This is a genomic window from Coriobacteriia bacterium (assembly GCA_013334745.1).
Classification (GTDB): Bacteria; Actinomycetota; Coriobacteriia; order Anaerosomatales; family JAAXUF01; genus JAAXWY01.
Map to the genome: position 1 here is coordinate 1 of JAAXWY010000078.1, position 5511 is coordinate 5511.

Consider the following 5511-nt stretch of genomic DNA (forward strand, 5'->3'; position numbering starts at 1 on the left):
CGCACTCTCGACCTACACCTTCTCTAACGTCACCGCACCCCACACCATCGCCGCCACCTTCACACCGGTCACCGTCGCCGGCTCTGAGATGCCTGTGACCTACGTCAACTGCGACAGCTGCCACATACCGGGCTCGGCACTCGACGAGCACGAGCACCCCTGCGCGAACTGCCACGAGGTCAGCTGGGGTCATGCGGGTACGCCCAGTGAGTTCCACACGGCCGCCGATGTCGCCACCTGCTCCCCGTGCCACAACGCATCGCTGACCATCGAGCACAACGGCCGCACGACCAAAGCCGGCGCCGTGATCGTCTGCGACACCTGCCACGGATCGACGGCGACCAACGTCAAGGCCGCCATCGCCGCGGGCAACAGCGCGTGCTCCGCGTGCCACGCGAGCGCGGATCACTCGCTGATGCACGGTTCGAACGTCGCCTCGATGTCTGTCGGATCCGGCAGCGTCGTGTGCGGGGACTGCCATGCCGCCGACGTCCAGGTCGAGCACGCGATGCCGAGCGCGTCCTCCGCGCTCCTCAAGTGCGTCACCTGCCACCCGACGCCTCGCAGCTCGTTCGCCACATGGGGCAAGGGCTGTGTCCAGGGCGGCTGCCACCCGGCCGGTACGCCTCAGGAGATGCACGGCGGGGCAGGCACGGCTCACGCCCCGGCCGCCGCCAACACCGAGTGCTTCGCGTCGGGTTGCCATCGCGGCGCCGACGTCTCCGCGATCCATGCCTCGGCCGAGACCACCGTCAACGGACAGGCTCGCACCTCGTGCATGGTCTGCCACGCCAACGCCACGCTCACGAAGGACTGCTCGACCTGCCACACTGCGGCCGGCGTCGACTACCACCGCAACCTTGCGACGGCACATAATCCGGTCGCGGGTCAGAGCTGCTATGCCGCAGGCTGCCATGCTGCCACCGCGACGGACAGCCTCGCCCAGACCCACTCCAGCGCCACGACCACCGTCGCAGGAGTCACTCGCACGAGCTGTCAGGTCTGCCACGCTGACGGCACGCCCGCTTCCGGCGCCTGCGACTCGTGCCACGCCGATCGCGTGGATGGGAGTCATGGCTACAGCCTGACGACACATACTGCTGCCAACGAGACCTGCGTGGGCACGTGTCACTCGACTGTACTGAGCGCATCCCACTCTGGTAACACCTGCGCGTCGTGTCACGACAGCCTCGTCCCGGCCATTGGGACTTGGGCGAAGACGTGCCAAACCTGTCACTCCAACAAGCTGCACACACCCACCGGCGACCGTCATGCCGGAAGTGATGCAGGTTCTGGGAGCCCGTACCTGGGGTATGGATGCGCCGGGGCCGAGGGCATGACGTGTCACGACATCAGTGACATCTCGGTCCTCCACGCTGATTCGCACAACACCGCAGGTGGATGCGTGATATGCCACGCTCCGGGCAAGACGCCGACGGCGACATGCGTGACATGTCACTCGAGCGCATGGGGCGGCGACACGAGCTACATGCACCACAACAACGTGAAGTACCTTCTCAACTCGGCTGACGCTACGCCAGGTGCTTACTACGCCAGCGAACCCGCGAACGGCTGGGACGAGGGGCTTTCGAACTACGATTGCCAGTACTGCCACTCGGACTTCTACGGTGGTGCGTCGGCATCGCCGCCGGCTCCGATCTCGCCGTACCAGGGCGACAAGATGTGGTACTCCGGACTTCGTAGCGCGGCCGGTTCACTCAACGACACACAGCTGCAGATCGCAACGATGACTGTGCCCGCCGGCGGTTCACTGAGGTTCATGACCAACTACGAGATCGAGGTTGGCAAGGACTACGGCTACGTTGAGGTGCAGTCAGACACGACCACATGGACACCGATTGCCGGCACCATCACATCTGACGCCAACCCGTTCGGGCTGAATCTCGGCAATGGCATCGACGGCGACTCAAACGGCTGGGTTCAGGCGGAGTTTGATCTGTCCGAGTACGCCGGTCAGACGGTACACATCCGTTTCCGCTTCATCTCCAACCGATACATCAACCTTGCCGGCTGGGCGATCGACAACGTCGTCATCACAGGTAGCGGGGGCGATGCGTTCTCGGATGATGCCGAGACAGTCAACCCCTCGCTCGAGTCGAACGGCTGGTTGCGAGTCGGAGCGTATCCACCAGCGTTTACGCCCGACGGGCCGATAACCAGGCTCGCGACACACGACGCAACGGTCGAGAGTACATATGTAGACGGGACGAAGGTCGCCTGCGTCGAGTGCCACAGGGCCGATCTCCAAGCAGAACACGGCAAGTTGACCGCCTCCACGGCCGAGGCCGGTTGTGCTGCGTGCCATCCCACGGCACGTGGGTCGCTGAACCCGACGTGGAACGGCGGTTGTGCTCAGGGTAGCTGCCACACGGTCAGTTCGAGTGCGCCGCTACATGCGGGCTTCGACACCGCTCACTCCAACACCGATGCGTACTGTTCGGAGCCAGAGTCGGGCTGCCACGTGCTGGATATGGCCGCAACCCACTCCGCGGCCTCGACCACCACAGTCGATGGCAAGGTCCGCACCAATTGCATGGTGTGTCACGCCGACGGTGTGCCCACGATCAAGACGTGTTCCGGCTGCCATGCGCCGACGATGGACGACGTGAACGCACTCATGGACCGCCATTTTGCTGGCACGACCCACCAGTCGTCGCCCGCATCGCAGACGATCACGATCTCGGGCGTGAGCTTCGGCTCGAAGTCATGCGTTGGTTGCCATACCGCAGCCGTTCTTGCCGAGCATGCGAAAGCGACGAGCTCAGGGCAGACCGCAGGATACGGCTGCACCCAGTGTCATCCAAGTCCAAAGAACTCACTGGTTCCGACGTGGTCCAAGTCCTGCGTTCAGGGTGGTTGTCACACGCCTGGTTCCACAGCCCCGATGCATGCAAGCATCGACTCAGTACACGAGATTCCGTCCGCACGGGCCGCGTGTCTTGACAGTGGATGCCACGACGCCGGCGGATCGAAGCCGTTCGCGGGCAAGAGTGTGGCCGAGATTCACTCGGTGGCCACCACGACAACGGATGGCGTGACTCGTACGGGCTGCGAGGTCTGCCATGCGTCCGGAGTGACGCCGAGTGCGGATTGCCTGGTCTGCCATCCGAGTCGCGCCGATTCGCATGGTTACGATTCCGTGATGCACACGAGTACGGAGACCTGCTATGGCGTCAACAGCGGTTGTCATGCGAACCAGCTCTTCGACGCACAGCATGTGACAACGTGTACGACATGCCACGCGAGCTCTGACGCGGGTGTACAGGCTGCCATCAGCTCGGGAAGTACCGCATGTGGGTCGTGTCACGCGTCCTCGTCGTCGAGGTATATCAATGCGGCAGGGGAGGCGTACGTTCTCGCGGGCGCTGAGCATGACGTCGTCAACCCGCAGATCACGCAGATCGCGCTGACGCACGACGCCCCGGCAAACTACGCCGCACCGGTCGTCACCTGGACCACTGACCGCCCCGCGACGTCGGAAATTGAGTACGTCATCACCTCGGGGCTCCCGTCGTACCCGTTTGAGTATCCGGCCCAGTACCCCAAGACCACCGTCGGCAGCACCTCGTTGACCACCACCCACAGCGTCTCGTTCCCCGTCACTCAACTCGGTCGGATGTACACCTACAGAATCAAGACCGTGGACGCACAGGGTAAGGTCTCGTACAGCACCGACCGGGACTACTACCGCTGGAGGGCTTCGAGCGATCCGCAGCATAATCCGAGCCTGCCCGAACCCACGCTGAGCGGTCTGAGCACCGATGAGCTCAATCTCTCGATCATCAAGGCCGATGGCTCCACCGTGACCACCGGCGCCGTCGCTGGTTGGGAGAGTCAGTCAGCCGCCGACGTACTGCCGACACCATCCAACCCGGGGTCGCCCGCTTCGGCTACGAACGTGAAGTGGACTGACCATACGACGTACTTCGACCGGAGCTTCGGCGTGTGCTGGAAGACGAACCTTGCGACGACAGAAGGATCTGCCAACTGGCAGCTTTCGAAGTTCCGGGTTGACCCGTCCGAACGCGGGACTCTGCGCGATGTCGATCTGTCGTTCCTGGCCAACGGTGAGCTTGCCGATGGACATCCGGTAACGCTGCGTCTATGGGACTTCCAGACCCAGACATGGGTGAAGCTCACGACCCGCAGCAAGTTCGAGTACTACTACAACTACGCGGGCCAGACACGGTCGTTCAGCTACCGAGCCCCGACCGATCCTAAGCAGGCGTATTGCATCCGCTGCCACCAGGAGGTACCGCCAGCGGGCGTCGACTGGGTAGCGCGTACCGACATGTCGAAGGCATGGGTGACTGACGCGCACGGTGAGAGCGACGGCACCCGGAACGCGACGACGGTCATCGGCTACGGCGGTACCATCAAGGCACCCTACGTCCGAGGAGATGCCGCCCTCTCCTGCGACGTGTGCCACGAGCACGGGTCGAGCAACATCTACAACCTGAAGACGACAGTGAACGGCCAGGCTGTCCAGGTCGTCGAAGACGGGGTGAACATACCCGACGGCGACTCGCTGTGTAGTGCCTGTCACGAGGGTGGTCCAAACGTCTACCACGCGAAGTGCATCACCTGCCATCTCGACCCGAGCCCCGGGGGAGTTCAGTCTGCCGACCAGAGCATGAAGCCGACCGACTTCAATGGGTCGTTCTGCTTCGATTGTCACAGGCACGGCGTGAACAACTACGTGCCGATGTACACAGGCTCCGATGCGCTCGGTTGCAGCCGGATGGCTGACTGTCATTCGAGCATGAAGGCGTTCTAGGCCCGAGCCAACAGCGTGATCGCGGGGCAGCTGCATGACTGCGGCTGCCCCGCTTCTGTATGCCGGGCGCGTGGCGGTGCCCTGCCAGCGCAGGGTGCTTCCTTATGGGCGAATCCTCCGTCGACCCAAGCCGGTGTCTGGTGCTGGAGCATCGGCCGCCATTGACTGAGTCGCGGTCTACGGTTCGGGCGCTCATTCGGCGTGTGACCGTCATCACAGCCGCTGAGCAGGCTTCTCGGCAGCAGTGGAGCACGGCATTTCCCGTTTGCCGATTTTCTGAACCGCAGTACTTGACGAGTGCCTCAGACCTATTAACAATGGCTCACATTACAGGTTTAGAAACATTAACCGGCTCTAATCGAACTGTCCGAACCCGACGTACCACCGCACTAGGCACTACGCACCCGGGGGGGTCGCGCTCAACTTGGAGGCACTTGTGAATAGGAACTGGACTGCATCGTCCGTGTCCACGCGTTCGCGCGTGGGGTCGAGTCACGCGTCACGCGCGCTTCTCGCGCTGCTGCTCGCACTCGTCCTCGCATTCGCGTTCGCGCTGCCCGCGCTGGCCGCCGACGGCACGCTTGTCGACGCCGGCTTCGAGAGTGGCGCTGAGGGCGCCGCACTTGCCACCCCGCCGTGGATCAACGTGGGCACCACGCTGCACCGTGAGTACGACGACACACGGGCTGCCGCGGGCTCACAGTCCGCATGGC

General features: G+C 63.5%; 2 protein-coding genes. Both read left to right on the forward strand.

Going from position 1 to position 5511, the window contains the following annotated elements; genetic code table 11:
• Window positions 1-4798: hypothetical protein (locus HGB10_11835; protein NTU72493.1), on the forward strand; the 4798-nt coding region annotated here is incomplete at its 5' end.
• A gap of 463 nt (window positions 4799-5261) precedes the next feature.
• Window positions 5262-5511, forward strand: a 250-nt coding sequence (locus tag HGB10_11840) for a hypothetical protein (GenBank protein ID NTU72494.1), incomplete at its 3' end; no start/stop codon positions are given.